We start from the raw sequence: 1,298 nt of genomic DNA on the forward strand, positions 1-1,298 counted from the left end.
GGTGAACCCCGGATCGGATCCGGCGCCCACGTCGAACTTCGTTTTTCCTATCGTGGGCCGGGCGGATGCCCGGCCTACGGGTTCGTCTGGCGGGGGGCCGGGCGTCTGCCCGGCACCGCCTCACTCGATGATCTTCGACACCACGCCCGCGCCGACGGTCCGGCCGCCTTCGCGGATCGCGAACCGCAGGCCGTTTTCCATCGCGATCGGCGCGATCAGTTCAACCGTGAACGACACGTTGTCGCCCGGCATCACCATCTCCGTCCCGGCGGCAAGTTCCACCGTTCCGGTCACGTCCGTCGTCCGGAAGTAGAACTGCGGCCGGTAGTTCGCGAAGAACGGCGTGTGACGCCCGCCTTCTTCCTTCGTCAGGATGTAGGCTTCGGCCTCGAACTTCGTGTGCGGCGTCACCGAGCCGGGCTTGCAAAGCACCTGGCCCCGCTCCACACCGTCACGGTCCACACCGCGCAGCAGCGCGCCGATGTTGTCGCCCGCTTCGCCGCGATCCAGCAGTTTGCGGAACATTTCCACGCCCGTGCAGGTCGTCTTCTTCGTGTCGCGGATGCCGACGATCTCGATCTCGTCGCCCACGTTGATCACGCCACGCTCCACGCGGCCCGTCACAACCGTGCCCCGGCCCGAGATCGAGAACACGTCTTCGATCGGCATCAGGAACGGCTGGTCGATCGCGCGTTCCGGCGTCGGGATGTACTCGTCGACGGCGGCCAGAAGTTCGCGGATCTTGTTCTCGCCGATCTCCGGGTTCTCGCCGTTCATAGCGGCCAGAGCCGAGCCCGCGATGATCGGAATGTCGTCGCCCGGGAAGTCGTACGAGCTCAGAAGTTCGCGCACTTCCATCTCGACAAGCTCCAGAAGCTCCTCGTCATCGACCTGGTCGACCTTGTTGAGGAACACCACCAGCGCCGGCACGCCGACCTGGCGGGCCAGAAGGATGTGCTCGCGCGTCTGCGGCATCGGGCCGTCCGCGGCGTTCACAACGAGGATCGCGCCGTCCATCTGCGCCGCGCCCGTGATCATGTTCTTCACGTAGTCGGCGTGGCCCGGGCAGTCCACGTGCGCGTAGTGACGCGCGTCCGTCTCGTATTCCACATGCGCCGTCGAGATCGTGATCCCGCGCGCCTTCTCTTCCGGCGCGCCGTCGATCTGGTCATAGGCCTTGAAGTCGCCAAAGTACTTCGTGATCGCCGCCGTCAGCGTCGTCTTGCCGTGGTCAACATGGCCGATCGTGCCGATGTTCACATGCGGTTTGTTGCGTTCAAACTTTTCCTTCGCCATGG

The 1,298-nt window shown here is 65.0% G+C and carries 1 protein-coding gene; it reads right to left on the reverse strand.

What is annotated here, in order from left to right; translation table 11 throughout:
• Positions 1-120: 120 nt before the first annotated feature.
• On the reverse strand, positions 121-1,296 hold the full coding sequence (tuf, locus tag RXV90_RS25745) for an elongation factor Tu (protein WP_316653282.1): 1,176 nt from the start codon (positions 1,294-1,296) through the stop codon (positions 121-123).
• Between the last annotated feature and the right edge of the window lie 2 nt (positions 1,297-1,298).

Source organism: Ovoidimarina sediminis (assembly GCF_032586175.1).
GTDB classification, from domain to species: Bacteria; Pseudomonadota; Alphaproteobacteria; order Rhodobacterales; family Rhodobacteraceae; genus Ovoidimarina; species Ovoidimarina sediminis.

What these genes read in the sequence shown, in the direction of transcription:
- tuf (WP_316653282.1), bottom strand. Translation starts at nt 1,296, where the DNA reads ATGGCGAAGGAAAAGTTTGAACGCAACAAACCGCATGTGAACATCGGC.